Raw genomic sequence first — 25,819 nt, forward strand, 5'->3', positions numbered from 1 at the left:
AAAATGGGGTTCCGAACTCAGGCGGCGAACAGGTCGTCGTCGAGATTACGACGCGCGGCGTTGAGGCTTTGTTTGGCGGAATGGTTAGCGGTGCGTCCGGCCGTCAGGGCCTGAACGATGGCGGCGACATTGTCGCGCCCGGCAGACGCCGCCGCTTCATTGCGACGGTTCGAAGCGGGACTGGCCAGTCCCTGGATGCGTTGCGCCAGGGCGGCCATACGCTCGGCCCGCTCCTCGTCTTCAGTCGCGGCCGGCGCCGGAGCGAGGGCGGGCTGGGGCGCGCGACGGACGGGTTCGTCCTCGACGACACGGGCCGGCGCCATGGCCGGGGCGCGGGCGATCAGGGTCTCCAGCTGGGCCTTGACCTCACGCGCCTTGATGATCCGGTCGTGCAGCAGATCCGTTTCCTGACCCGAGGCCCGAAGGGTGGCGAGCGCGTTTTCGGCGCGGCCCGCAGCGGCGTTCAGTTCGGTGACGGCCTGAGCGAAGGCCAGCTGTCCAGCGCGCAGGGCGGCCAACTTGCGTTCCAGCTTGATGCCGTAGCCGACCGCCGCGATCAGCAGCACCATCAGCACGCCGTCCATGATCATCCCGGCCATCAGACGTTCCCTCCCAGGCGGGCGGCGACTTCCGGATTGACCGGTCCTTCGACGCGTATGGCGATGTGCTGGCCCTTGCGACCCATGCGGCCTGTGGTCAGCGGAATGGAGCCGGCGCGGATCGAAACCTCGGAATCCGGCGTGGCGTTCAGCATCATCGTGTCGCCGACCTTGAGGTTCAGCACGCTGGACAGGGGCATCTGCTGTTCGTCCAGGACCGCGCGGACTTCGGTCTCGGTGGTCCATATCTCGGTGGCCAAGTGGCCTTCCCAGATGTTGTCGCGGCCGAACTTCTCGCCCATGAACTGCTGCAGCAGCATCTTGCGGATCGGCTCCAGCGTCGCATAGGGCAGCAGCAGCTCGATACGACCGCCGCGATCCTCCATGTCGATCCGCAGCTTGATCAGGATGGCGGCGTTGGCGGGACGCGCGATGGCGGCGAAGCGCGGGTTGGTCTCCAGCCGGTCCAGGTTGAAGTGGACCGGGGTCAGCGGCTCGAACGCCTGGCGGGCGTCGTTCAGCACCACCTCGACCATCCGCTGCACCAGCACTCGCTCGATGGTGGTGTAGGGCCGGCCTTCGATGCGCAGCGCCGCCGTGCCGCGACGACCGCCCAGCAGCACATCGACGATCGAATAGATCAGGTTGGAATCGACGGTCAGTAGACCGTAGTTGTCCAACTCCTCGGCGCGAAACACCGCAAGGATGGCCGGCAGCGGGATCGAGTTCAGATAGTCGCCGAACCGGATCGACGAGATGTTGTCCAGGCTGACTTCGACGTTGTCGGAGGTGAAGTTGCGAAGGCTGGTCGTCATCAACCGCACCAGGCGGTCGAACACGATCTCCAGCATCGGCAAACGCTCGTAGCTGACGAGCGCGGAGTTGATGATGGCGCGGATGCCCGAGCGTTCGGAACCGTCGTCGTCGCCCAGATCGAAGCCCAGCAGGCTGTCGATCTCATCCTGGTTCAGGACGCGTTCGGACAGGGCGTCGCCAGGATCGCCCAGACCGCCGAACGGATCGAGTTGCGCCGCGTCCGTCATGCCTATTGCACCAGCATTTCTTCGATCAGCACGGCGTCGACCTTGCCCGGAGCGGCGATCAGATTGACGCGGCGCAGAATCTCGGCGCGCAGCTGATAGGTGCCGGCCGAGCCGCTGAGGTCCTCAGGGCGCAGTTCGCGCACGAAGCCGGTGAACATGTCCTGCAGACGCGGCATCTCTTCCTGCAGATGGGTCGCCACCTCGGCGTCCTGCATTTCCAGCGTCAGCTTCAGCTTCAAGAAGGTCGGACGGCCGTCGGGCGACTGAATGTTCATGACCATGTCGGGCAGGGTGTAGAAGGTGACGCCATCCGGCCCTTCAGAAATAACGCCCAGCGCAGGATCGGCCTCGCCTTCCTTGCCGCCGCCGTGACCGCCGCCTTCCTTCTTCTCTTCCTTTTTTTCGGCCTTATCAGCCTTCTCTTCTCCGTGGCCGGCTTCGGCCTCGGCGCCGTGCGCTTCGGCGGGCTTGGGCTTCAGCATGAAGAAGGCGGCCGCCCCCCCGCCGCCCAGCACCAACAGGGCGACCGGCGCGATGATGAACAACAGCGGGATTTTCTTCTTCTTGGGCGCGGCGGCGTCGCCCTCGGCGGCCTCGCCTTCGGTCACAGCCGGCAGATCGGCGTCGGCGTCGGCCGCAGGCGCACCCTTCTTCTTGCCGAACTTGAACATGCGCGCGCCCCAGAGACTCTCTCATGACGAGGATCGTCCGGTTTGGTTAACGCGACGTTTACAATGGGCAGGATTTGCCGGGTCAAAAGCGGCCCGATCCCGCTCAAACCCGCACTCCGCCTGAATTAACACTGTTGGCACGGCCGTTGCGAGAGGCTGAGGCGAAGGAGCACGCCTCTCGTGGAAAACGCCGCCTATATCGGACTGTCACGCCAGATGACGCTGCGTCGCGAACTGGACATCGTGGCCAACAACGTCGCCAACGCCAACACCACTGGCTTCAAGGTCGAGCAGCTGATGCTGAGCGCCGAGATCGGCCAGCGGGCGCGCAACGACTCGATCCGCCCGTCTGCCAGCTTCGTGCTGGACAATGGCGTCGGTCGCGACTTCGGCCAAGGCTCGATGCAGCAGACGGGCCGCTCGCTGGACTTCGCCATTTCCGGCGAGGGCGCCTTCTTCACCGTGCGGGACGGCGCCAACGGCGAGGCCTACACCCGCGACGGCGCCTTCACCCTGGACCCGGAGGGGCGTTTGACCACCAAACAGGGTCAGGCCGTCCTTGGCGGCGGCGCGGAGATCGTGCTGGACCCGGCGCTCGGCGCGCCCAGCGTCGGCGCCGACGGCACGATCACCCAGAACGGACAGGTCACCGGCCGGCTGTCGGTCGTGCGTTTCGATACGCTGGGCGTGCTCGAAAAGGGCGGCGACAGCCTCTACCGCAATAAGTCCAACGCCCAGCCGATCGAGGCCGCCGACGCCCAGGTTCATCAGGGCTCGCTGGAATCCTCCAACGTCAATCCGTTGATCGAAATCACCAATCTCGTCGAGATCAGCCGCGCCTACGAGAGCGTATCGCGCATGATCGACAACACCAACGACCTGAGCCGTCGCGCCGTCGAGCGCCTCGGCAAGGCCGCTTAAGGGAGCCCCTCAAGATGCGCGCACTTCGCACTGCAGCCTCGGGCATGGCCGCCCAACAGCTGAACGTGGAGGTCATCTCCAACAACATCGCCAACATGAACACGGTGGGCTTCAAGAAGCAGCGCGCCGAGTTCCAGGACCTGCTGTACCAGAACGTTGAACGCATGGGGGCTCAGTCCTCGGCCGCCGGCACCGTGGTTCCAACCGGCATCCAGATCGGCGCAGGCGTCAAGGCGGGGGCCGTCTACCGCGTCACCGAACAGGGCACGCCGCAGATGACCGGCAACCCCTATGACATGGCCATCGACGGCAAGGGCTATTTCCAGATCAGCCTGCCGTCTGGCGAAAAGGCCTACACCCGCGCCGGCAATCTGCAGGTCAATCCGGAAGGCCAGATGGTGACCGACGACGGCTATCCGCTGGAGCCGGCGATCACCATCCCGCAGGACGCGACCAAGGTGTCCATCTCCAAGACCGGCCTGGTGCAGGTGACCCAGGCCGGACAGCCCGCCCCGACCACGGTCGGGCAGATCGAACTGGCCAGCTTCTTCAACGAGGCCGGACTGGAAGCCATCGGCGACAACCTGCTGCTGGAGACCGCCGCGTCCGGCCCGGCGATCGTCGGCACGCCCGGCGACGCCGGTTATGGCCAGATCATGCAGAACTACACCGAGGCGTCGAACGTCGATGCGGTGGCGGAAATCAGCGCCCTGATCGTGGCCCAGCGCGCCTATGAAATGAACTCCAAGGTCATCAGCACCGCCGACCAGATGCTGTCCGTCGCCTCGCAAGTGAAGGGCTAGGGCCATGACCATGATCCGTTCACTGCTGCTCGCCGCCGCCGTCAGCGCCTTCGCCGGCGCCGCCCTCGCAAACCCGGTCGTGTTGCGCGCCAACCCCGTGGACGACGACGGCCGCGTCACCCTGGGCGACATTTTCGAGGGCGCGGGCGCTGCGGCCAATGTCGCCGTCGCCGAACGCGTCGGTCCCTCGGTCGTGCTGGACGCCGGTCAACTTCAGGCCCAAGCGCGTCAGGCGGGCTTGGACTGGAGCAATCCGAACGGGCTGCGCCGCGTCGCCGTGCGCCGTTCGGCCGGACCCGTTCAGACCGTGGCCGAAGCCGCGCCAACAGACGCCATCCAGACTGCACAACCTATCGCCCGCGCCGCCTATCGCCCCGGCGCCGCGCCGCAGGTCATCGCCCGCAACGATATGGTGCGCGTCACCTATCAGGTCGGCGGCGTGAACCTGGCCGTCATGGGCAAGGCCATGCGCAGCGCCGGTCTGGGCGAGCCGGTCGCCATCATGAACACCGCCTCCAACCGCGTCATCGATGCGGTCGCCTCCGGTCCCGGCCAGGCCATCGCCGGCCCCGGCGCCGACATGGCCCGCGCCAATCCCCAACAGTTCGCCGCCCGCTAGGGAATCCCAGTCATGCGTAAAGCCGTCCTGATCCTCGCCGCCCTCGCCCCGCTCGCTGCCTGCTCGACCGTCGCCGAAACGGTGCGCGGCCCGGAACTGGCCCCCATCGGCTATCCCGCCGCCCTGATCCCGGCGCAGCAAGCCTATCTGCCCGCGCGCGAGACCACGCCGGCCAGCGCCAACAGCCTGTGGCGCACGGGCGCCCGCACCTTTTTCGGCGACCAGCGCGCGCGTCATATCGGCGACATCCTGACGGTCAAGATCGACATTGACGATCGCGCCCAGACCCAGAACTCGACCCAGCGCTCCCGCTCCAACGAGATCAACGCCGGCGTCAGCAACCTGTTCGGCCTGGAAAGCAGCCTGGGCCGCGCCTTCCCCGGCGGCTTCGATCCGTCGAAGATGGTCGGCATGGAAGGCGATCTGAAGTCGTCAGGCAATGGTTCGGTCACCCGCGCCGAGAAGGTGTCGCTGACCATCGCCGCCGTCGTCACCGACGTCCTGGCCAACGGCAACCTGGTGATCCAGGGTCGGCAGGAAGTGCGCACCAACCGCGAGGTCCGCGAACTGACCGTCGCCGGCATCGTCCGCCCCGAGGACATCTCGTCCGCCAACGCCATCAACCACACCCAGATCGCCGAGGCGCGCATCTCCTACGGCGGTCGTGGCGACGTCAGCCGCGTCCAGGCCCCGCCCGTCGGTCAGGCGCTGGCTGAACGCTTCAGCCCGTTCTGACGCGCGCTGACCCTGCGAGTTGAACTGCTGACGAATAACCGCGTTCAAGGGAAATGCGGTCGTCCGATCTCTTGCGGTCACAGCCGCGTCTGACGACATTGAAGGCGACGCGACGCTGCGCGTCGTCGGCGGGGGCTGACACATGATGCTGATACTCTCCGCCCTGATGGCGGCCGCGATACAGACTGCGCCCGGCGCAGGCTGGACCTGGAGCCTGTACGAAGGCGAAGGGCCGATGGTGCTGGCCAACGACATCCCCGACACCGCCAGCCTGCGCGCCACGTTGCAATGCCTGCCGGGTTCGGGCGCGGTCTCGGTCGCGGTCTATGGCGCGGATGCGTCCGCCGGCTTTGCCCGCATCACCTCAGGCGGGTCGACGGCCACCAGCGAGGCCCGCGTCGGGCGTGGCGGCAAGCTGGAGACGGCGATCCCCGTCGATCACCCCGCCTTTTCCGCCTTCGTGTCGAACGGCCGGATGACGATCGCCGTCGGCGACGACGCTAGCACGATCACCGTCGAACGTCCGCACATGTCCAAGCTGCGTCGCTTCGCCGATCGCTGCGCCGGTTGAGGAACTCACGCATGCGTCTTCGATTGATATCAGCCTTGATCGCCGTCTCGGCCCTTGCGGCTTGCGCGACCCAGGCCCCGATGCCCGCAGTCGGCTCTGCGGCGACTGCATCGGCGCCCGCGCCCACGCCCGGTTACGACTGGTTCCTGAACACCGATGGACAGGAGGCCATGCTGGCCTATGGCGTCGCCAACAGCGACGATGTCAAACTGCGGCTCGCCTGCCAGATGGGGTCGAGCGCGCTGGAACTAACGGCCTCCAGCGACAAGCCGGGCCGCGAAATCTACCTGGAATCCGGCGGCGACACCGAGCGCTATCGCGCCGCATCTGAGCCGGCCGTCGTGCATGACGGCGAACTGCTGACGGCGCAGGCCAAGACCAAGGATCCGGTCTTCCAGCGCTTCCGCCGTCTGGGCTGGATCGCCGCCTGGGCTGACGACGAACGTCACGTCTACGCCGCCCATCCCGCCGCAAAGGTGCAAATCGAGCGGTTCTTCACCGTCTGCGGTTGACGCATCGGCTCTGCTCGGCTTGCGTGCCCCTCCTGACAGGAGGGGCGTCATGAAGATTTCTTATCTGGCTATCGCGGCCATGCTTGCGGCCGGATCGCCGATCATGGCCGTTGCGCAAACGCCACCTGCCGCCGTCGCCGCCTCGCCGGCCGACGCCGCGCTGAACGCCGTCATCGCCGACTACGAGACCTATCTGAAGTCGGTCGATCCGATCTCGGCCGGCGGAGAGGGCGATGTGGAGGCGATGGGCCGGGTGCCTGACCTGTCGCGAGAGTTCGAACTGGCCCAGCGCGCGCCGCTGGAAGGGTTCGTGCGGCGGCTGACGGCTATCGACCCGGCAAGTCTTTCCCACGCCGGCGGCATCAACCACGCCTTCCTGCTCTATACGCTCAACCGCAGCCTGGAAGGCCTGGACTACGACACCAGCCGTCTGGCGTTCGACTCCGAAGGCGGCCCTGGAACCTGGGCGCTCTATGTCGGCGGCAGCACGCGACTGAACTCGGTCGCGGAGGCCGAGGCCTATATCAAACGTATCCGGGGCTTCGGCCAAATCTACGCACAGACGACCGCCAACGCCCGGCGCGGCCTGGACACCGGCCTGGTGCAGGCGCGGTCCGTGACAGAAAGCGCCCTGACGCTGGCGCGAAACGACGTGGCGATCAAGCCGGACGCCGAGCCGCTGCTGAAACCCCTGTCGACCCTGCCCTCGACCGTGTCTCAGGCGGATAAGGATCGCCTGACCGCAGCGGCTACGACTGCGGTTTCGGAAGTGATCCTTCCGGCGCGCCGGGCCTGGCTGGCCTTCCTCGAGAGCGACTATCTGCCCAAGGCGCCGGTCGAGCCGGGCATCGGCAATCGGCCCGGCGGCAAGGCACTGTACGCCTATCTGGTGCGCGGCCACACGACGACCGACCTGACGCCGGATCAGATCCATCAGATCGGTCTGGACGAGGTCGCGCGCATCCGCGCCCGCATGGATGTGGAAATGAAGGCGTCGGGCTGGACCGGCGACTTCGCCGGCTTCCTGAACTTCCTGCGCACGGATCCTCAGTTCTATGCGACCAGCCGCGAGGCCCTGTTGCAGCAGGCGTCGGAAATGGCCAAGCGCGCGGACGGCGGCCTGCCGCCCCTGTTCGCCACCCTGCCCCGGCTGACCTACGACGTGCAGCCCGTGCCGCCGCAGATCGAGGAAAACTACACCACCGGCCGTTACAACGGCGGTTCTATGCAGAACGGCGTTTCGGCCCATTACATCGTCAACACGTCCAAGCTGGATCAGCGGCCGCTGTACGAGTTGCCCGCCCTGACCCTGCATGAGGCCGTTCCGGGCCACCACCTCCAGATCGCCTTGCAACAGGAGGCGCCCGGCCAACCGTATTTCCGTCGTCAGGCCAATGTCAGCGCCTATACCGAGGGCTGGGGCCTGTATGCCGAATATCTGGGCGAGGAGATGGGCTTCTATCGCACGCCTTACGAGCGGTTCGGCCGGCTGTCCTATGAGATGTGGCGCGCCTGCCGGCTGGTCGCGGACACTGGCCTGCACTGGATGGGATGGACCGAAGAACAGGCCCGCGCCTGTTTCCGCGACAACTCGGCCCTCGCGCCCCACAACATCGAGACCGAGCTTCAGCGCTACATCGGCTGGCCCGGCCAGGCCACGGCCTACAAGATCGGCGAAATCCGCCTGCGCGAAATCCGCGCGCGGGCCGAGCGAGAACTGGGGCCGCAATTCAACGTCCGCACCTTCCACGACGCCCTGCTGGTCGAAGGCCCGCTGCCGCTGGCGCTGCTGGACCAGCGGATGGACGCCTGGATCGCGGAGCAGAAGGCGAAATAGGCTGTGCGGCTTACGCCCAGTCCGGCTCCGGCAAACCCTTCGATCGCAGGAATTCCGGGTTGAACAGCTTGGACGCATAGCGCGAGCCGGGATCGCACAGGCAGGTGACGATGGTCTTGCCGGGCCCAAGCTCGCGCGCCAGCCGCGCCGCACCGGCGATATTCACCCCCGCCGATCCGCCCAACGACAGGCCTTCGTGCTTCACCAAGTCGAACAGGATCGGCAGGAACTCCGCGTCCTCGATCCGATAGGCGTAATCGGGTTTGAAGCCTTCCAGATTGCCGGTGATGCGCGCCAAGCCGATCCCCTCGGTGATCGACGATCCCTCGCCGGTCATCTCGCCCTTGGTGAACCAGTTGAACATGGCCGCGCCTGCTGGATCGGCCAGGGCGATAGTCACATCCGGCTTCTGTTCGCGCAGATAGGCGCCGACGCCGGCGATGGTCCCGCCCGAGCCGACGGCCGAGACGAAGGCGTCGACCTGACCGTTTGTCTGCGTCCAGATTTCGGGGCCGGTCGTGTTGTAGTGGGCCTCGCGGTTTGCGGTGTTGTCGAACTGATTGGCCCAGATGGCGCCAGCCTCTTCGCTGTCGTTCATCTCGGCGGCCAGACGCCCGGAATAGTGGACGAAGTGGTTCGGGCTGGAAAAGGGCGCGGCGTCGACCTCGACCAGCCGTGCGCCCAGCGAACGGATCGCGGATTTCTTCTCTTCCGACTGGGTGCGCGGAATGACGATGACGACCGGATGACCCAAGGCCGCCCCGACCAGGGCCAGGCCGATGCCGGTGTTGCCGGCCGTGCCCTCGACGATCGTCCCGCCGGGTTTCAGCGCGCCCGACGCCCGCGCGCCCTGCACGATCGACAGGGCCGCGCGATCCTTGATCGAACCGCCGGGATTCAGAAACTCGGCCTTGCCCAGGATTTCGCAGCCCGTCGCGTCGGACAGGCGGTTCAGGCGTACCAGCGGCGTATTGCCGATCAGGTCGATGACGGATGACGTAGCGGACAAGGTCAGGCTTTCAGGCGAAGGTCGAAACAGTACCGATCAGGCGGCGGCCTGGCGGCGCCCTAAGTGGATGCCGCACTCGACCTTGTCCATGCCCGACCAACGTCCGGCGCGGGTGTGTTCGCCGTCCTGGACCGCGCGGGTGCAGGGCCAGCAGCCGATGGATCGGTAGCCTTGTTCGACCAGCGGGTGGCGCGGCAGATCGTTCTCCTCCAGCCAGGCTTCAACGTCGTCGGCGTCCCAGTTCGCCAGGGGATTGATCCGCAGCACCCCGTCCAGCACCTCGAACGGCTTCAGCTTTGCCCGCGTCGCGGCCTGATAGCGTTTGCGCCCGGTGATGAGCGCATTGAACCCGGCCGTCGCCCGCGCCAGCGGCCGCACTTTCCGCAGGTCGCAGCAGGCGTCGGCGTCGGTCTTCCACAGGTCGTCGCGCGCATCCAACGTCGCCTTCTCGCCTGCATCCGGCGCGACCAGCCGCACGTCGGTCAGGCCCAGCGCCTTGGTCAGTTGGGTGCGATAGGACAGGGTCTGGAGGAAATGGTGGCCAGTCTCCAGAAAGACCACCGGCACGGTCTTGTCCTCGCCGGCGATGATGTCCAGCAATGCGGCGGACTCGGCCCCGAACGACGAGATGGCGCCGACCCGCAGGCCCAGCGCCGGATCCAGCGCCGCCTTCAGGATTTCGGACGCGTCCTTGCCCTCGGTCTTGCGGTTCAGCCGATCGGCCAGGGCGTCCAGATCGCGGTCGTTGGACACCGCACGCCGACGCTGCCAGATCGTCGGCGCAGGATCGGCCGCCGGCTGATAGGCGCCGCTGAACGCCCGGTCCATCCGGTCCCAGGCCGCCTTGTCCGCGCCCTCGGCCAGTTCCACCGCATCGAAGCCCGAACGCCGCAGGTGTCGCGCCTGATCCGGCAGGACCTTGCCCGCCGCGATCAGCCGCCCGGCGTAACCCCGCTCTCGCAACACCGCCGCCAGCGAGAAGCCGCGCCCGTCGCGGAAGGCGCCGAACTCCAGCACCAGCGTGTCTTCGCTCGCGGCGGCCGTCTCAACCTCCTCCAGCGGGGTCGTCACCGACAGGCGCAACCCGTTTTGTATGCCCTCAAACCGTTGCATCGAGCGTCTCATAGATGGCGTCGCGGAAGGGATCGGGTCCGACGCGGCGCACCGTGTCGATGAACCGCTCGCCGTCCGTGCGGATTTGCAGATAGCGGTCCAGAGTCCGCTGGATGGCGGGCGCGACCTCGTCTGCCGGCAGGCTCTTGCCGACAATATCGCCCAGCGCCGCCTGTTCGTCGGGCGAACCGCCAACGGTGATCTGATAGTATTCCTCGCCCTTTCGATCGACGCCCAGGACGCCGATGTGGCCGACGTGGTGGTGGCCGCAGGCGTTGATGCAGCCGCTCATGTTGATGCGGACCGGCCCCAGCGTCTCCTGATAGTCCATGTCCGCCACACGCTTGGACAGAGCCTGCGCCACCGGGATCGAGCGGGCGTTGGCCAGGCTGCAATAATCCAGGCCCGGGCAGGCGATCACGTCGGTCGCCAGATCGGCGTTGGCCGTCGCCAGCCCCGCCTCTCGCAGAGCTCGCCACAGAGTCGGCACGTCGTCCAGCTTCACATGGGGCAGGACCAGGTTTTGCTCATAGGCGGCGCGCAGTTCGTCGAACGAATAACGCAAGGCCAGATCCGCCACCGCGTCCATCTGGTCCGCCGTGATGTCGCCGGGCACGCCGCCGACCGGCTTTAGCGACACCACCACCGAGGCATAGCCCGGCTGACGGTGGCGGCGGACGTTGTTACGCGCGAACTGGGCGAAATCGGGATCGGCCAGCAGGGCGCGCTCGAACGGGGCGCTGGTCTTGGGCAGGGCTTCGAACGGCGGCGGGGCGAAATAGGCCTGGATGCGTGCGGCCTCGTCCTGCGGGATCTGCAAATCCTCGCGGCGCAGGGTGGCGTAGTGTTTGTCCACCTCCTCGCGGAAGGCGTCGATGCCCAGCGAGGCCACCAGGATCTTGATCCGCGCCTTGTGGATGTTGTCTCGCCGCCCCAGCAGGTTCCAGGCCCGCAGAATGGCGGTCAGATAGGCCAGCAGGTCCGCCGCCGGGACCGCCGCCGCGATCTCCTGACCGATATGGGGCAGACGCCCCTGCCCGCCGCCGACGAAGACGCGGAAAGCCGTGCCGCCGTCCTCGCCCTTCACGATCCGCAGGCCGACATCGTGGGTGCGGATCGCCGCCCGGTCCTTCTCGGCGCCGCTCACCGCGATCTTGAACTTGCGCGGCAGGAAACTGAACTCCGGGTGGATGGTCGACCACTGACGGATGATCTCGCACCAGGGACGCGGGTCCTCGATCTCGTCCTCGGCCGCGCCGGCCAAGACGTCGGTCGTGGTGTTGCGGATGCAGTTGCCCGAGGTCTGGATGGCGTGCATCTCGACATCGGCCAGATCGCTCAGGATCGCCGGCAAGTCGGTCAGGGCCGGCCAGTTGTACTGGATGTTGCACCGCGTGGTGAAGTGACCGTAACCCTTGTCGTAGGTCCGCGCGATATGGCCCAGCCGGCGCATCTGACGACTGCTCATCACGCCATAGGGAATGGCGACGCGCAGCATATAGGCGTGAAGTTGCAGATAGACGCCGTTCATCAGCCGCAGCGGCTTGAACTCATCTTCGGTCAGGGCGCCGGATGCGCGGCGCGTCACCTGGTCCGAAAATTCCTCAACCCGTTCGCGCACCAGGGCATGGTCGAATTCGTCATAGCGATACATCAGCCCACGCCTCCGACGACGTTGTGACCCACGGTCGGCCCGGCCGAGCGGATGCGTTCCTTCAGTCGATCGCGGCCTGACGGCGCGTGGTCCTGAACCTCGAACAGATAGGGGTTCACGAAGACGTCCGGCCGCCCAGCGACATCAGCCAGCACGACCTCGGCCGCCGTATCGTCCAGCACCGAAGCCTTATCGATGTGCTCGACCGGCTGGTTGTCGACGCCTGCATAGATGACGCGGCCGTCCGACAGGCGGTTTGCAGTGACGATCTTCACGCCGCGACCTCCGCTCGAACATCCAGTCGGGCCGCCGAGAAGGCCGCCGTCTCGCCGACGAACAACAGAGCCGGGCCGATCAGGTCGGCGCCGCGCACCAGGGCGCCCAGCCCGTCCAGTCGCCCGGTCAGAACCCGTTCGTCCGGTCGGCTGCCATTCTCGACGACGGCCACGGGGGTCGAGGGTGAGCGACCCGCCGCAATCAGGCGCGCAGCCGTCTCCTCGGCTCGGTCCGTGCCCATATAGATGGCCAGGGTGTGGTTCGTTCCGGCCAGCCGCGTCCAGTCGGCCTCGACGCCGCCCGGCTTGGCCTGGGCCGTCACAAAGGTCACCGCCTGGGCGTGGTCTCGGTGGGTCAGAGGGATGCCCGCCGAGGCCGCGCAGGCCAAGGCCGCCGTCACACCGGGCACCACGAAGACCGGCACGCCGGCCGCCCGCATGGCCTCCATCTCCTCGCCGCCGCGACCGAAGACGAAGGGATCGCCACCCTTCAGTCGCACGACCCGATGACCGGCGCGGGCCTCTTCGATCATCAGGGCCTCGATCTGGTCCTGAGGCACCGAATGCTCGCCACGCGCCTTGCCCACATACAGCCGCTTGGCGTCGCGCCGCGCCCGCTCCAGCACCGCATCCGGCACCAGTCGGTCGTGGATGATGACGTCGGCGTCTTGCAACACGCGCAACGCCTTCAGCGTCAGCAGTTCCGGGTCGCCCGGCCCGGCGCCGACGATATGGACGACGCCCTGTTCCGGCGCGGTGACGTTCAGCAGGCGCAGCATCTCGCGCCGCGCCTCGGCCGTCCGACCTTCCGCCGCCAGGGTCGCGGCCGGACCCCGGAACGCCTTTTCCCAGAACCTGCGGCGCGCCATGAAGTCCGGCACGCTGGCCTTGACCGTATCACGCAACTCGCGCGCCAGCCGCGCCACATTGGCCAGTCCGGCGGGCAGCACGCCCTCGATGGCCGTGCGGATATCCCGCGCCAGAATGGGCGCCGATCCGCCGGTCGCCACGCCGATCACGACCTCGTCGCGGTCGATCAGGGCCGGGGTCTGGAAATCGCTCAGATGCGGCTTGTCCACCACATTGACCTGAGCACCCGCCGCCCGTGCGAGATGGCCCAGCCGCGTCAGCTCGTCGGCATCGTCCAGCGCCATGAACACCAGCCGTGCGCCGGCGAGTTCGTCAGCCTCTGGCGCACGCAGCACCGGTTCCGGCGCCGTCAACGGCGTCTCGATCTTGGGGGGCGCGCCGTCGGGCGCGAACCATATCACCTCAGCGGGCGTATTCAGAAACAGTCGCAGCTTCGCCAGCGCCGGCTCGCCGCCGCCGATGATCACGATCTTTGCGGCCTCCAGCGGAATGGAGGCGAGGAATACACGCATCGTCTTGCTTTCAGGGCCGTCGGGAGAGGAAACAGGGACGACGGCAGGGCGCGAACCTTCGTCTTCCCCGCCCAGAGCCGCAAACCAGATTGCCTTTGTCTCGCTGATAGGATTTCTATCCGCGATGGCCCGTCCCCTGCTCCCGCTCAACGCCCTGCGCGCCTTCGAGGCCGCCGCGCGGCATCTGAACTTCTCGCGCGCCGCCGACGAACTGTCGGTGACGCCCGGCGCCGTCAGCCAGCAGATCCGCCTCTTGGAAGACATTGTCGGCGGACCGCTGTTCGTGCGCGAGGCGCGGGGCCTGCAACTGACCGATCTGGGCCGCTCGTCCGTGCCGCTGCTGCGCGAAGGGTTCGAGCGGCTGATGGACGCCTCGGCCCTGTTGCGCGAACCGCCGCGTCGCAAACAGGTGTCGATCAGCGTGGCGCCCGGCTTCGCCTCCAAATGGCTGATGCCGCGCATGGACGACTTTCACACCGCCCATCCCGAGATCGAACTGTGGATCTCGGCAGACATGGAGCCGGCGGACCTGAGCGAGGGCAAGGTCGATCTGGCCGTCCGTTACGGTCCCGGTGACTATCCCGGCCTGACGGTCGATCGGCTGATGACCGAGACGGTTCTGCCGGTCTGCGCCCCATCGCTGATGGATGGCGACAAGCCGATCCGCAAACCCGCCGACCTGATCGGACACACGCTGCTGCATGACATGTCCAACGACGGCGACCCCAGCCGCCCGGACTGGGCCATGTGGCTGAAGGCGCGCGGTATTCGTCACCCCGACCCGCGTCGCGGCTCGCGTTTCAACCAGTCGGGTCTGTTGATCGAGGCCGCCATATCGGGGCGCGGCGTAGCCCTGGCCAAACGCACCCTGGCCCAGGCGGACCTGGCGTCAGGGCGACTGGTCGCGCCCTTCCCTGACGGATCAGAAGCGGTCGGCTTCGCCTACTACGTCGTTCAGCCCCGCGACCGGCCGCCCTCGCCCAGCGCGACCGCCTTCGTCGGCTGGTTGAAGAAACAGGCCGTGGATCACGACAATACGATGGGCCAGCTCTAGGCCCGAAATTTAGGCTCTGACGGCCTGACTGGCGGACACGCCCAAGGCCTGAAGCGCGGCGGCGGTGATGTGTTCGGCATTCAGGCCGGCCTGGGCGTACATGGCCATCGGCGCATCCTGGTCCTGGAAGACGTCGGGCAGGTTCAGGGTGCGGATCTTCAGCCCGCCGTCCAATGCGCCCTTCTCGGCCAGCAGTTGGAGCACGAAGGCGCCGAAACCGCCCATGGCGCCCTCTTCAACCGTGATCAGAGCTTCATGCTCGCGCGCCAGACGCAGGATCAGATCGGCGTCCAGCGGCTTGGCGAAGCGGGCGTCGGCGACGGTGGCCGACACGCCCTTGGCGGCCAGCATATCCGCCGCCTTCAGCGATTCCTGCAGACGCGTGCCCAGGCTGAGGATGGCGACCGAAGTCCCCTCGCGCACGATCCGGCCCTTGCCGATCTCAAGCGGCGCGGCCAGTTCCGGGATCTCCACGCCCACGCCGTCGCCGCGCGGATAGCGGAAGGCGCTGGGCCGATCGTCGATGGCCAGGCTGGTCGAGATCATCGCCGCCAGTTCGGCCTCGTCGGCGGCGGCCATCAGCACCATGCCGGGCAGCGCGCCCATGAAGCCGATGTCGAACGATCCGGCGTGCGTCGCGCCGTCCGATCCGACAAGACCCGCCCGGTCCATGGCGAAGCGCACCGGCAGCGACTGGATCGCCACGTCGTGGACCACCTGGTCGTAACCGCGCTGAAGGAAGGTCGAATAGATGGCGCAGACTGGCTTCATGCCGTCCGCCGCCAGACCGGCCGCGAAGGTCACCGCGTGCTGCTCGGCGATGCCCACGTCATAGGTCCGCTCAGGGAAGGCCTGACCGAACAGGTCCAGCCCCGTGCCCGACGGCATGGCCGCCGTGATCGCCACGATCGACGGATCGACCTTGGCGTGTTTGATCAGCTCGGTGCCGAACACCTTGGTGTAGCTGGGGGCGTTGGAGATGGCCTTGGCCTGCTTGCCCGAAACCACGTCGAACTTGACGACCGCATGCAGTTTGTCGGCGCTGCTTTCGGCGGGGGCGTAGCCCTTGCCCTTCTGCGTCACGACGTGAACCAATACCGGACGGTCCTCGATGGCGGCCGCCTTCTTCAGGATCGGCACCAGATTGTCCATGTCGTGGCCGTCGATCGGACCGACGTAATAGAAGCCCAACTCTTCGAAGAAGGTGCCGCCGGTGACCATGCCGCGAGCGTATTCCTCGGCCTTCTTGGCCGCCTTGCGGAACGGGCGCGGCAGGTGCTGAGCCACAGTCTTGCCCAGGCGGCGGACGTTCTGATAGGCGCCGCCCGACACCAGGCCGGCGAGATAGGCGCTCATCCCGCCGACCGGCGGCGCGATCGACATATCGTTGTCGTTCAGGATGACCATCAGCTGGCCGCTGGTCGCCTCGGCGGCGTTGTTCATCGCTTCATAGGCCATGCCCGCAGACATGGAGCCGTCGCCGATGACGGCCACCACGCGGTTCTTCTCGCCCTTCTGGTCACGCGCGGCGGCGAAGCCCAGGGCGGCGCTGATGGAGGTCGAAGCGTGCGCCGCGCCAAACGGATCGTATTCGCTCTCGCTGCGCTTGGTGAAGCCCGACAGGCCGCCGCCCTGGCGCAGTGTACGGATGCGGTCGCGCCGCCCGGTCAGGATCTTATGCGGATAGCACTGATGACCGACGTCCCAGATCAGTATGTCCTTGGGCGTCTCAAACACATGGTGCAGCGCAGTGGTCAGCTCGACCACACCCAGACCCGCGCCAAGGTGGCCGCCGGTGACGGACACGGCGTCGATCGTTTCGGCCCGTACCTCCTGTGCCAGCTGTTTCAGCTGGGCGATATCGAAGTCCCGCGTGTCGGCGGGCGTCTTGACGGTGTCGAGTAGCGGGGTGTCGGGCATCAGCCGTAAAACCTTGGAAAGTCTGGTCGATCAACCCGCAGGTCGGTTCAACGTTTCGTATCAGGACCGGCGCTTTAGCACAAAGTCCACGCTGGCCCTGAGGATTTCGGCCTCGTCGCCGAACGGCTCCAGGTGCGACCGGGCCTGGTTTGCGAGATGCGCGACCCTTTGCCGCGCCGCCTCCAGACCCAGCAGGGTGACGAAGTTGGTTTTGCCAAGAGCCGCGTCCTTGCCCCCGGCGGCCTTGCCCATTTCTTCGGCCGAGCCTTCGGCGTCCAGCAGGTCGTCGACGATCTGATAGGCCAGACCGACATCGTGGGCGAAGCTGATCAGGGCGTGCTGCTGCGATGTCGAGGCGTCGGCGATGATCAGGGGAATTTCGAAGGCGTAGGCGAACAGGGCGCCGGTCTTCAGTCGCTGCATCCGCGCGACGCCGCCCAGGTCGTCGCGCACGCCCAGCAGATCGATCATCTGACCGCCCGCCATGCCGCGCGCGCCGGACGCCAGCGACAGCCGCGCCGCCAGTTCGCAGCGCACGGCCGCATCTTCGTGGGTGTCTTCGTGCAGGATGATGTCGAAGGCGGCCGTCTGCAGCGCATCGCCGGCCAGTACCGCCGTCGCCTCGTCATAGGCCCGGTGAACGGTCGGCCGCCCCCGGCGCACGTCGTCGTCGTCCATGCACGGCAGGTCGTCGTGAACCAGGCTGTAGGCGTGCACGCATTCCAGCGCGCAGGCGGCGCGCAATACCGACCGCTCATCGATGTCGAACAGGCGTGCGGCCTCCAACGCGAAGAACGGCCGCAAGCGTTTGCCAGGGCCCAGCGCCGCATAACGCATCGCCTCGGTCAGACGGGATTCGGGGCCCTCGGCGCGTGGCAGCAGTTCATCCAGCGCGACCGTGACCAGATCGGCGACCTCGGCCACGCGATCGATCACCGCCTGTTCCGGCGAGTTCGCGGCGATGACGCGGTTCACGAGAACCGGCTCCAGACCAGGATCGAAAACGATGCAGGGATCATTCGAAGGACGCCGCCTCGACGCCTTTGGCCTGACCGTCAGGGCCGACCACGATCTTTTCAACACGCAGTTGAGCCGCCTTCAGCCGCGCCTCGCAGTGGGCCTTCAGCTTGGCGCCCTCTTCATAGAGGGCGATCGATTCCTCCAGCGGCGCTTGGCCGGATTCCAGGCGAGACACGATGGTCTCCAGGCGCTTCAGGGCGTCTTCGAAGCTGAGATCGGCGGGGATGGCGGCGGCGGTATCGGTCATGGCGCGGACCCTAGAGGCGCGCGCGGGGCGCATCAACGTCAGAAGCGGCTATCGCTTCTCGTAGCGACGCTGCGACCAGTATTTGAAGCCCTGGTTCTGGACCAGTTTCCAGCCGTCGGCCTTCAGCGCGCGGCCGACCATGTGGTTGAAATAGCCGTGGGCGAAAACCAGCACGTCCTGCCCGCTTTCGGCGCGCGCAATCAACTTTTGCGCCGCCTGATCGGCTCGCGCCTCGGCCTGGGCGCGGGTTTCCTGGCCGCCGTGGTGATCGAAAGCGTGCCACCAGAAGCGCGACACCACGCCCCACCATTTGGGCGACAGCTTGATCCATTCCGGAATCGGCGGCGGCGGCAGGGGCGCCTCGATGAACATGACGTCAGCCATGACCTCGCGCCCGGCGGCGACCGCAGCGGCGGTTTCCTGAGCGCGCTGACGGGTCGAGGCGTAAATGGCCCCAGCGCCCTGCGCCGCCGCAACCAGTTCGGGCGGCGGCGTCTGACCGGCCAGCAGGCCGCCGATCTCATACTTCGCCCACCAGTCGCCGTACTGGCGCGCCGAAATCAGGCATTTGCGCGACAGGGCCGGCTCGCCGTGACGCGTCAGGATGATGGCGCCGGGACGAACAGCGACAAGCGCGCCGACAGATGGCGCGGCGTCAGGCGGGGACACGGACAGTTCGGTCGAATCGAGGGACAGGGCGGGGGCTGACATGACAAGCGGACGGGCCTTTGGTTTCAAGGCGTTAAGCGTCCTCAGTCCTCCCCGAGCGCAGCGACGTGGGCGACCGCAGAGCGGCCTAGCCCTTCAAGGTCGTAACCGCCCTCAAGCGCGGACACAACCTTGCCCGAACAGGTCCGACGCGCGACCTCCAGAATCGCGCGCGTCGCCCAGGCGAAATCCTCGGCTTCCAGCGACTGATGCGCCAGTGGATCGCGCCGGTGGGCGTCGAAACCGGCCGAGATCAGGATCAGGTCCGGCCGGAACGATTCCAGCGCCGGCATCAACCCGCCGGCGAAAGTCGCGCGCCAGTTCTCGCGCGCCGCATGGGGCGCCACCGGGGCGTTGACGATATTGCCGACGCCCGTCTCGGACGCCGCGCCCGTGCCGGGATAGAGCGGCATCTGGTGGATGGAGGCCAGGAACAGGCTGTCGTCGTCTTCGAACGCCGCCTGGGTGCCATTACCGTGGTGAACGTCGAAATCGACGACCGCCACCCGCGCCAACCCTTCGGCCTGAGCTGCTCGCGCCGCAACGGCGACGGAGGAGAAGAGGCAAAACCCCATCGCGCGGTCCGGCTCGGCGTGGTGGCCAGGCGGGCGCACGGCGGCGAAGGCGCGATCCATCTCGCCACGCGCCACGGCTCGCACCGCATCGATCGCCGCCCCCGCCGCCAGCCGCGCCGCCGGCACGCTGCCGGGTGACAGGACGGTGTCGGCATCCAGCTGGACCATGCCGGCGACCGGCGAGGCGTCCAGCAGGCGTGCGACATAGGCGGCGGGATGCACTCGCTCCAGATCCGCAACCTCGGCCTGGGTCGCGGCGCGCCGGTCGCGGGCCAAGCCTGCATCTTCCAGCGCGTCCAGCACAGCCTTCAGTCGCTCGGGACTTTCGGGATGGCCCGCGCCCGGGGTGTGGGACAACATGGACGGATGGGTGAAGATCGGCAGAGACATTGAAGCGACGATACGCCGGGCTTTCGGACTTGTCGCCCGTGACGCGCACCAAGGCGCGCGCTAGAGCCAAGGCATGACCGAGACCGTGATCCGCCCTGCCCGCCCCGAAGACGCCGCCGCCCTGGGCGCCCTGGGGCGCCAGACCTTCATCGACACCTTCGTCGAGGGGTTCGGCATCCCCTATCCCGAGGCGGACCTGAACGCGTTTCTGGACGCCAGTTTCGATCTGGAGCCGACGCTGAAGAAGTTGGCAGAGCCCGACTGCGCCTGGTGGGTGGCTGACCGGGACGGCGAACTGCTGGCCTTCGCCAACGCCGGCCCCAACGGCCTGCCCCACCCCGAGGCCCGACCATCGCACATGGAACTGCGCCGGCTCTATGTGTCAAAGGCGGCGCAAGGTCTGGGGCTGGGAACCCGACTGCTGAAGCTGTCTCTGGACTGGATGGAGACCCACACAGACGGACCGCTGTGGATCGGCGTCTGGAGCGGCAACGACAAGGCCCAGCGCCTCTACGCCGCCTACGGCTTCGAGAAGGCGGGCGAATACGACTATCCCGTCGGCGCCTGGCGCGACCACGAGTTCATCTTGCGGCGCGACTGATCCGGGTTCACATCCCTCTCATGCTCCTGCCCTTCTTCACCGCGCTGCGCGACGCCAAGGTTCCGGTGTCGATGAAGGAATGGCTCCATCTGATGGAGGCCATGGATCGCGACGTGGCGGGGCGCGAGATCGAGGCCTTTTATCACCTGTCGCGCGCGGTCCTGGTCAAGGACGAGAAACACTATGATCGGTTCGATCAGGTATTCGGCACGGTATTCAAGGGCGTCGAGTCGGTCGGAACGGGCGAAGACCCGACCACCGACATTCCCGAGGACTGGCTGCGGCTGCTGAACGAAAAATATCTGACCGACGAGGAGAAGGCTCAGATCGAGGCTCTGGGCGGATTCGACAAGCTGATGGAGACGCTGAGGCAGCGTCTGGAAGAGCAGAAGGAGCGTCACTCCGGCGGCTCAAAGTGGATCGGCACGGGCGGGACCAGCCCCTTCGGACACGGCGGCTATAATCCCGAAGGCGTTCGCATCGGCGGTCCGGGCAAGCATGGCCGGGCGGTCAAGGTGTGGGAGAAGCGCGAGTTCAAGAACCTGGACGACACGGTCGAGTTGGGCACCCGCAACATCAAGGTGGCGCTGCGTCGTCTGCGCCGTTTCGCCCGACAGGGCGCGCCGGACGAACTGGATATCGACGGCACCATCGACGGCACCGCGCGTCAGGGCTGGCTGGACATCCAGATGCGGCCCGAGCGACGCAATACGATCAAGGTGCTGCTGTTCCTGGACATTGGCGGTTCGATGGACGGTCATATCAAGCTGGTCGAGGAGTTGTTCTCGGCGGCCAAGACCGAGTTCAAGAACTTGGAGTTCTTCTACTTCCACAACTGCCTGTACGAAGGCGTCTGGAAGGACAATCGTCGTCGGCACACCGAGCGTATCCCGACGTGGGATCTGCTGCACAAATACCCTGGCGACTGGCGCGCCATCTTCGTCGGCGATGCGACGATGAGCCCTTATGAGATCACCATGCCCGGCGGCTCCGTCGAGCACTGGAACGAGGAGGCCGGCGCCGTCTGGATGAAGCGGGCGCGCCAGCAGTGGGAGAAGTCGGTCTGGCTCAACCCCGTTCAGGAGCGGTACTGGGACTACACCGCCTCCGTCGGCCTGTTGCGTGAGGTAATGGAGCAGCGAATGTTCCCGCTGACCCTCGAAGGCCTCGACAAGGCGATGCGCGCCCTGACAAGGTAGAGGACGTTCGGGCGAACCGCCTGAACCTTTACGAAGGGTCCGACCATGATCGCCGCCGCCTTCGCCTTGCTGATCCTCCAACAGACTACGCCGACCGTCGTGTGGAATGCGCCCGCGCCGGAGGCGGTCGTCGAAACGCCAGCGCCGCCGCCCGAGCACGATGTGCCTGCCTGGGGCCTGGCCGATCCCTTCGGCTTCGAGCGCGCACGGTGCAGCCCGCTGGTGCGCGGCCGGAAGTCCATGGCCGAATGCCAGACCGAGGTGCGCGAACAGCTGGCCATCGCCATGGGACCGGACCTGCCGGAAGCTCTACGCCCCAGCGGCATGGCCGGCGACTGCCAGATGATCCGGGCCAGCGCCGCGGGCTCGGACTATGCGGTCCAGTGCGGCCCGCAGTCACGCACGGCGGCCGCGCCCTCGAGCCTGCGCGAAATGGATTGTCGTCCGCGTCCGGTGGAGGGCGGGTTCAGCTCTGAGTGTCGCCCGGTCGATGGCGCCGACAAGAAGGGGCTGTCGCTGACCCTGTGGGGCGACAAGGATTGATCGAAACAGAAAAGCGCCGCCCGCTTTCGTGGACGGCGCTTCGCATCTTCGCGCATTTCTAGTGAGGCTTAGGCCTTATCGCGCAGGCTGTCCTTGGCCCCGCCGACGGCATTCTGAACCTTGCCTTCGACCTGATCGGCCTTGCCTTCGGCTTGCAGCTTGGTGTCGCCGGTCAGCTTGCCGACGCCTTCCTTGATCTTGCCGCCGATGTTCTTGGCGGCGCCTTCGATACGGTCATGATCAGCCATGGAAATCTCCTGTTTTCATCGCCGCGACATGGCGTTGCGGTTCGGAAAATAAACGACTTCGCTAATGGCCCGTTCCGTAAGGCTCAGCTTGGACGGCGCAGCCAGACGGCGACAGCCCAGGCGTGGGAATCGTGTCGCAAGCGCGAGATGGCGAAGGTCGGATCAAGCCAGACCAGCGTGTGATCGTCCTCACATTTCGCATCGGGATTTTCCGCCGCCACGGTCGCCGTCCAGAAGCCCCCGACGTTATTCACCGGCTCGCGCGTGGACCGCACGAAATATTGGCTGGCCTCGGCGATGCGGTTCAGCGGCGTGACCGTCAGGCCGGTTTCCTCGATAAATTCGCGGATCAGGGCCTGGACCTCGGTTTCTTCCAAATCCACGCCGCCGCCAGGCAGGTCGAAATAGGGACCTGTCTCGCGCTCGACGCGCACACAGGCGATCAGGCCGTCGCGCTCGACGATGCCGAACGCGGTGGCGCGGTGACGATAATCCGAAGCGGGTTTGCGAACGCCGAACTGCAACATGACGACAACCGACCCTAGAGGTCGAACGACAACCTGGCGCGCACGCCCTTGTGGGCGCCGTCGAACTCGACCGCCGACCGCAGGCCGGACGCCATTGCGGAGATGATCTTGGCGCCCAGACCGGTGCCCTTGGGCGTGCCGTCGCCCATACCGGGACCGTCGTCCTCGACCGTCAGCATCACGCGATGCTCGCTCTCGCGGCGCATATGAATGCGAATCTCGCCCCCCTGCCCGGGGGCATAGGCATATTTGACCGCGTTGGTGACCAGCTCGGTGACGATGACGCCGATCGACACGGCCTGGTCGGTCGTGACCGACAACGGCTCGGCGTCCAGCGTCAGTTTGGGCGATCCTTCGTCCGGTCCGATGGACTTGGACAGTTCGTCCATCAGCCCGACCAGATATTCGTCCATCGCCACGTGGCTCATGTCGCCGGACGTGTAGAGGCGGCGGTGAACATGGGCGACGGCCTCGATCCTCGCCTGCGATTCGCGCAACGCGTCCTTGGCCCCCTGATCGGTGACGTGGCGCATCTGCAAGGACATGAAGCTGGACACCAGTTGCAGCGAGTTGCCGACCCGGTGGTTGACCTCGCGCAGCATCGCCTCGGCCCGATCCCGCGCCAGGCGGATTTCTTCCTGCGCCAGTTGATTCTCGCGCTCTAGTCGACGGCGCGACAGGGCGTCCTCGAGCGCCGAACGCAACAGGGAGGTGAAGTCCTCCGTCACATCCTTGATGACATAGTCCGCCGCGCCCGCGCGAAGGGCCGCGACGGCGATCCGACCATCCTGCGCGCCCGTCACATAGACGACCGGAGGCGGCGTGGTCAGGGCCAGGATATCCGGCAGGACGTCCAGCCCATCTCGCGTCGGCATGTAATGATCCAGCGCACAGATGTCGTACTCGCTCTGCTGCAACAGCTCCAGACCCGCATCGCCGTCTGGCGCGCAGGTGACGGCGTAGCCGTGACGCCCCAGCTCCTTTTCGACCAGCCGGGACAGACCCCGATCGTCGTCGATGTAGAGCAGGCGGATGGGCTGGGACGCGTCGATCGTCAGATCTCCGGCGCCTGGATCACCGACAGGAACAGGCCCAGCTGACGGATGGCGCCGGCGAAGGATTCATAGTCCACCGGCTTGGTGATGTAGACGTTGCACCCCAGGTCATAGCAGCGCTGGATTTCGACCTTGTCGTCGGTCGTCGTCAGCACCACCACCGGCGCGCGGCGAAGGCGCTCGTTGGCCTTCACCTTTTCCAGAATGTCCGTGCCCGACATATCCGGCAGGTTGAGGTCCAGCAGGATCAGCAGCGGACCATTGGTCAGGATTTCATCGCTGAACAAATAATCGAGCGCCGAACCGCCGTCATCGAAATGCTTGATCTCGTTGTTGATGTTGGCCCGGCGGATGTTCTTTTCGATCAGTTTGGCGTGGCCGTGGTCGTCTTCGACCATGATGATTTTGACGGGTTGCGTCACAGCGCGCCTCCGGGTTCAGACAGGATCAGTCGTTTGGGGAATTTGAGCAGGAAAGTCGAGCCTTTACCCAGCTCGGACTCCACGTCGATCGTGCCGCCTAGGCGGCGCACGCTGTTTCTGACGAACGCCAGCCCCAAACCTTCGCCCGAACGGTCCTGTTTTCCGGAACGACGGAACAGTTCGAAGATCCGCTCGTGGTCGCGCGGCGCGATGCCCCGACCGTTGTCCACGATCCGGTAGACTACCCAGCCGCCCGGCACGTCCTCGCCCGATACGACGATCTCGCCCGGTCGGTCGTGATCCAGATATTTGACGGCGTTGTCGATCAGATTGCCGACGATCTGCTCCATCGAAATCCGGTCGCTCTCGATCTCCGGCAGCGACTGCACCTCGATGCGCGCGCCAGAGGCTTCGGTCTGGTGGTGAACGCTGTTGGCGATGTTCTGGGCCATCGTCGTCATATCCAGCGGCTCTGGAAGCAGGTTGCGACGACCTTCGCGCGACAGCTTCAGGATGGCGTTAATCAGCCGGTCCATCTTCTCGGTCGAGGCGCGGATGAAGCCGATGGCTTCGGGCATTTCCTCGCGCACGGCGGTGACGATCTCGGGATCGACCACGCGCGTCTTTTCCGCCTCATAGATCGCCTTGTCGACGATCTTGCCCGCCTGCTCCAGTTCGGAGGTGTAGCCCATCACGTTGACCAGCGGCGCGCGCAGGTCGTGGCTGACGATATAGGCGAAGCGCTGGATTTCCTCGTTCGCGCGCATCAGGTCGCCGGTGCGTTCGCGAACCTTGTCCTCCAGGCTGGCGTTGGCGGCGTCGAGCGTCGCGCGAGCCGCCTGAATCTCGGCCACGTAACGCCGCACAAGCCAAGCCGACAGCAAGGCCAGAACGATGACCAGAAGCCCCGCGATGGCGTTCATGACCACCGTCAAAACACCAGACCGTTCCGACGCGATGCGTCGGTCTTCGATCCGCTTGGATTTCAGGGCGTCGAACGTGTCCACAGCCGCGCGCAGTTCGTCCATGTAGCGCTTGCCCTCGCCCGAGCGCACGGCCTGGATCGACTGACCGATCCGTCCCTGCTGAGCCAGCGACACGGTGCGCTCCATCTCCGCCCATTTGCGATCGGCGAGGCGATGAATGGGGTCGACGGTCGACTTCAGGGTCGGGTCGAGCGCCGCCCCCTCATCCAGGAAGGCCAACGCCGGCGCCATGTCCGCCCGCGCGCTTCGATAGGGTTCGAGAAAGTCGCTGCGTCCGGTCAGCAGAAAACCCCGCTGGGCCGTCTCGGCGTTCAGCATGGCGATCAAGGTGGTGCGCGCCGCCCGGCGCATCTGCTGAGCGTGTTCGATGCTCTGATTCACTGACGCCGTGCGCTGGATCATCACGAACGTCGTCGCATTGACCAGGATCAGCAGCCCGAACACCAGGACCAGCATCGCCGACATGGACCGGGCCAACGACGGCGTACGCATGAAGTCGCGCAGGCGCGACCATTGGGATCGGAGGTTCGGACTCATGACGGCGGAGCTTTAGCGGGGCGCGTCGTCGCGTCAAACGCCA

Annotated in this window: 30 protein-coding genes; 12 read left to right on the forward strand and 18 right to left on the reverse strand. The window is 66.5% G+C overall.

What is annotated here, in order from left to right:
- Positions 1–17: 17 nt before the first annotated feature.
- From ABIB58_RS05685 to ABIB58_RS05695, 3 genes are read right to left on the reverse strand one after another with little or no spacing between them, the layout of a single operon-like run.
- Positions 18–599 (reverse strand): DUF6468 domain-containing protein, encoded by a 582-nt coding sequence (locus tag ABIB58_RS05685; protein ID WP_354039598.1) that lies wholly within the window; start codon positions 597–599, stop codon positions 18–20.
- Entirely contained in the window at positions 599–1,642 is a 1,044-nt protein-coding gene (fliM, locus tag ABIB58_RS05690; RefSeq protein WP_295185390.1) for a flagellar motor switch protein FliM, read from the reverse strand. Before fliM ends, ABIB58_RS05685 begins: the two co-directional genes overlap by 1 nt.
- 2 nt (positions 1,643–1,644) lie before the next feature.
- Complete coding sequence (locus ABIB58_RS05695; protein WP_045810381.1) at positions 1,645–2,313, reverse strand: flagellar basal body-associated FliL family protein; 669 nt, start codon at positions 2,311–2,313, stop codon at positions 1,645–1,647.
- Between the two features lie 180 nt (positions 2,314–2,493).
- Here ABIB58_RS05695 and flgF point away from each other — a divergent pair, with 180 nt between their 5' ends.
- From flgF to ABIB58_RS05730, 7 genes are all read left to right on the forward strand, one after another.
- Positions 2,494–3,234, forward strand: coding sequence for a flagellar basal-body rod protein FlgF (gene flgF / locus ABIB58_RS05700; protein WP_045810382.1), 741 nt, complete (start codon positions 2,494–2,496; stop codon positions 3,232–3,234).
- A gap of 14 nt (positions 3,235–3,248) precedes the next feature.
- Entirely contained in the window at positions 3,249–4,037 is a 789-nt protein-coding gene (gene flgG, locus ABIB58_RS05705; protein WP_045810383.1) for a flagellar basal-body rod protein FlgG, read from the forward strand.
- Positions 4,038–4,047: 10 nt separating this feature from the next.
- Positions 4,048–4,656, forward strand: coding sequence for a flagella basal body P-ring formation protein FlgA (locus tag ABIB58_RS05710; protein ID WP_369796263.1), 609 nt, complete (start codon positions 4,048–4,050; stop codon positions 4,654–4,656).
- Positions 4,657–4,668: 12 nt separating this feature from the next.
- Entirely contained in the window at positions 4,669–5,391 is a 723-nt protein-coding gene (gene flgH, locus ABIB58_RS05715) for a flagellar basal body L-ring protein FlgH (RefSeq protein WP_045810385.1), read from the forward strand.
- A 142-nt stretch (positions 5,392–5,533) separates the two neighbouring features.
- The gene (locus tag ABIB58_RS05720) at positions 5,534–5,962 is read left to right on the forward strand and encodes a hypothetical protein (protein ID WP_354039602.1); all 429 of its coding nucleotides are present in this window, start codon (positions 5,534–5,536) and stop codon (positions 5,960–5,962) included.
- An 11-nt stretch (positions 5,963–5,973) separates the two neighbouring features.
- On the forward strand, positions 5,974–6,474 hold the full coding sequence (locus ABIB58_RS05725) for a hypothetical protein (RefSeq protein ID WP_354039604.1): 501 nt from the start codon (positions 5,974–5,976) through the stop codon (positions 6,472–6,474).
- Positions 6,475–6,523: 49 nt separating this feature from the next.
- Entirely contained in the window at positions 6,524–8,311 is a 1,788-nt protein-coding gene (locus ABIB58_RS05730) for a DUF885 domain-containing protein (RefSeq protein ID WP_354039606.1), read from the forward strand.
- 10 nt (positions 8,312–8,321) lie between these two features.
- Here the strand turns inward: ABIB58_RS05730 and ABIB58_RS05735 are convergent, their stop codons facing one another.
- Genes ABIB58_RS05735 through cysG form a run of 5 tightly spaced genes read right to left on the reverse strand, consistent with a single transcriptional unit; the run spans position 8,322 to position 13,744 of the window.
- Positions 8,322–9,320 carry a cysteine synthase A gene (locus tag ABIB58_RS05735; RefSeq protein WP_354039608.1) on the reverse strand — a complete coding sequence of 333 codons (999 nt, stop codon included), beginning with the start codon at positions 9,318–9,320 and terminating at the stop codon, positions 8,322–8,324.
- A 36-nt stretch (positions 9,321–9,356) separates the two neighbouring features.
- Positions 9,357–10,433, reverse strand: coding sequence for a phosphoadenylyl-sulfate reductase (locus tag ABIB58_RS05740; protein WP_354039610.1), 1,077 nt, complete (start codon positions 10,431–10,433; stop codon positions 9,357–9,359).
- Entirely contained in the window at positions 10,420–12,087 is a 1,668-nt protein-coding gene (locus ABIB58_RS05745; RefSeq protein WP_045810390.1) for a nitrite/sulfite reductase, read from the reverse strand. The genes ABIB58_RS05740 and ABIB58_RS05745 overlap by 14 nt, the downstream gene beginning before the upstream one ends.
- A complete protein-coding gene (locus tag ABIB58_RS05750) occupies positions 12,087–12,362 on the reverse strand; it encodes a DUF2849 domain-containing protein (RefSeq protein ID WP_045810391.1) in 276 nt (91 codons plus the stop codon). Before ABIB58_RS05750 ends, ABIB58_RS05745 begins: the two co-directional genes overlap by 1 nt.
- Positions 12,359–13,744: a siroheme synthase CysG gene (gene cysG / locus ABIB58_RS05755; RefSeq protein ID WP_045810392.1), complete on the reverse strand. Its 1,386-nt coding sequence runs from the start codon at positions 13,742–13,744 to the stop codon at positions 12,359–12,361. The genes ABIB58_RS05750 and cysG overlap by 4 nt, the downstream gene beginning before the upstream one ends.
- A 124-nt stretch (positions 13,745–13,868) precedes the next feature.
- On the opposite strand from cysG, the gene gcvA reads away from it, so the two are divergent.
- Positions 13,869–14,798, forward strand: a complete 930-nt coding sequence (gene gcvA / locus ABIB58_RS05760) for a transcriptional regulator GcvA (protein WP_017504469.1) — start codon at positions 13,869–13,871, stop codon at positions 14,796–14,798.
- A 9-nt stretch (positions 14,799–14,807) separates the two neighbouring features.
- On the opposite strand, the gene dxs is transcribed toward gcvA, so the two are convergent.
- The 5 genes from dxs to ABIB58_RS05785 form a co-directional block, all read right to left on the reverse strand.
- Entirely contained in the window at positions 14,808–16,721 is a 1,914-nt protein-coding gene (dxs, locus tag ABIB58_RS05765; protein WP_156146763.1) for a 1-deoxy-D-xylulose-5-phosphate synthase, read from the reverse strand.
- Between the two features lie 57 nt (positions 16,722–16,778).
- Entirely contained in the window at positions 16,779–17,654 is an 876-nt protein-coding gene (locus ABIB58_RS05770; RefSeq protein WP_039247080.1) for a polyprenyl synthetase family protein, read from the reverse strand.
- Positions 17,655–17,733: 79 nt separating this feature from the next.
- Positions 17,734–17,985 (reverse strand): exodeoxyribonuclease VII small subunit, encoded by a 252-nt coding sequence (locus tag ABIB58_RS05775; RefSeq protein WP_017504472.1) that lies wholly within the window; start codon positions 17,983–17,985, stop codon positions 17,734–17,736.
- A 48-nt stretch (positions 17,986–18,033) separates the two neighbouring features.
- Positions 18,034–18,696 (reverse strand): histidine phosphatase family protein, encoded by a 663-nt coding sequence (locus tag ABIB58_RS05780; RefSeq protein WP_052689504.1) that lies wholly within the window; start codon positions 18,694–18,696, stop codon positions 18,034–18,036.
- A 41-nt stretch (positions 18,697–18,737) separates the two neighbouring features.
- Positions 18,738–19,658, reverse strand: coding sequence for a histone deacetylase family protein (locus tag ABIB58_RS05785; protein WP_045810394.1), 921 nt, complete (start codon positions 19,656–19,658; stop codon positions 18,738–18,740).
- 73 nt (positions 19,659–19,731) lie between these two features.
- Here ABIB58_RS05785 and ABIB58_RS05790 point away from each other — a divergent pair, with 73 nt between their 5' ends.
- Genes ABIB58_RS05790 through ABIB58_RS05800 form a run of 3 tightly spaced genes read left to right on the forward strand, consistent with a single transcriptional unit; the run spans position 19,732 to position 22,001 of the window.
- Complete coding sequence (locus ABIB58_RS05790; RefSeq protein WP_039246930.1) at positions 19,732–20,259, forward strand: GNAT family N-acetyltransferase; 528 nt, start codon at positions 19,732–19,734, stop codon at positions 20,257–20,259.
- A 20-nt stretch (positions 20,260–20,279) separates the two neighbouring features.
- Positions 20,280–21,458, forward strand: coding sequence for a vWA domain-containing protein (locus ABIB58_RS05795; protein ID WP_039246928.1), 1,179 nt, complete (start codon positions 20,280–20,282; stop codon positions 21,456–21,458).
- A 45-nt stretch (positions 21,459–21,503) separates the two neighbouring features.
- Positions 21,504–22,001: a hypothetical protein gene (locus ABIB58_RS05800; protein WP_039246927.1), complete on the forward strand. Its 498-nt coding sequence runs from the start codon at positions 21,504–21,506 to the stop codon at positions 21,999–22,001.
- A gap of 68 nt (positions 22,002–22,069) precedes the next feature.
- On the opposite strand, the gene ABIB58_RS05805 is transcribed toward ABIB58_RS05800, so the two are convergent.
- From ABIB58_RS05805 to ABIB58_RS05815, 3 genes are all read right to left on the reverse strand, one after another.
- A complete protein-coding gene (locus ABIB58_RS05805; RefSeq protein ID WP_039246925.1) occupies positions 22,070–22,249 on the reverse strand; it encodes a CsbD family protein in 180 nt (59 codons plus the stop codon).
- 83 nt (positions 22,250–22,332) lie between these two features.
- A complete protein-coding gene (locus ABIB58_RS05810) occupies positions 22,333–22,776 on the reverse strand; it encodes an NUDIX domain-containing protein (protein ID WP_039246924.1) in 444 nt (147 codons plus the stop codon).
- Positions 22,777–22,790: 14 nt separating this feature from the next.
- Complete coding sequence (locus ABIB58_RS05815) at positions 22,791–23,753, reverse strand: histidine kinase dimerization/phosphoacceptor domain -containing protein (protein ID WP_231576603.1); 963 nt, start codon at positions 23,751–23,753, stop codon at positions 22,791–22,793.
- Here ABIB58_RS05815 and ABIB58_RS05820 point away from each other — a divergent pair.
- Entirely contained in the window at positions 23,655–23,876 is a 222-nt protein-coding gene (locus tag ABIB58_RS05820) for a hypothetical protein (protein ID WP_231576584.1), read from the forward strand. The genes ABIB58_RS05815 and ABIB58_RS05820 overlap by 99 nt on opposite strands.
- On the opposite strand, the gene ABIB58_RS05825 is transcribed toward ABIB58_RS05820, so the two are convergent.
- A complete protein-coding gene (locus tag ABIB58_RS05825) occupies positions 23,831–24,253 on the reverse strand; it encodes a response regulator (protein ID WP_231576585.1) in 423 nt (140 codons plus the stop codon). The genes ABIB58_RS05820 and ABIB58_RS05825 overlap by 46 nt on opposite strands.
- Complete coding sequence (locus ABIB58_RS05830; RefSeq protein WP_052689506.1) at positions 24,250–25,776, reverse strand: sensor histidine kinase; 1,527 nt, start codon at positions 25,774–25,776, stop codon at positions 24,250–24,252. The genes ABIB58_RS05825 and ABIB58_RS05830 overlap by 4 nt, the downstream gene beginning before the upstream one ends.
- Positions 25,777–25,819 lie beyond the last annotated feature (43 nt).

It is taken from the genome of Brevundimonas sp. UYEF29 (assembly GCF_040546195.1).
Lineage (GTDB): Bacteria > Pseudomonadota > Alphaproteobacteria > Caulobacterales > Caulobacteraceae > Brevundimonas > Brevundimonas huaxiensis.